Source organism: Hydrogenovibrio sp. 3SP14C1, assembly GCF_029625905.1.
Lineage (GTDB): Bacteria > Pseudomonadota > Gammaproteobacteria > Thiomicrospirales > Thiomicrospiraceae > Hydrogenovibrio.
The window spans coordinates 1-231 of record NZ_JARTLM010000353.1 but is presented as its reverse complement, the minus strand read 5'-3'; the positions used below and the strand labels follow the sequence as shown (position 1 = coordinate 231).

Sequence of the window (231 nt, the reverse complement as noted above, 5' to 3'; positions counted from 1 at the left end):
CCCTCGCCCGGCACCAGCGCCTGGCCCTGGGCCGGATAGTCGAACAGCCATTGGCCGTCGCCGGGTTCGTGCAGGTCCTTGCTCATGTACAGCGCGATCGGCTCCAGGAATACGGCCACGCGCCCATCCACCCGCGCCAGCGCCGCCAGCGTGCGCAGCATCATCACGGCATCGTCGCCGCGCGAGGGGCAGCCGACCACCAGCCCGGGGATGTCGCGCAGCGCGGTGATC

General features: G+C 71.9%; 1 protein-coding gene. It reads right to left on the bottom strand.

Features of this window, described 5'->3' with window-relative positions; genetic code table 11:
* On the bottom strand, nt 1-231 hold a 231-nt coding region (locus P8629_RS12815), incomplete at both ends, for a hypothetical protein (RefSeq protein WP_278166463.1).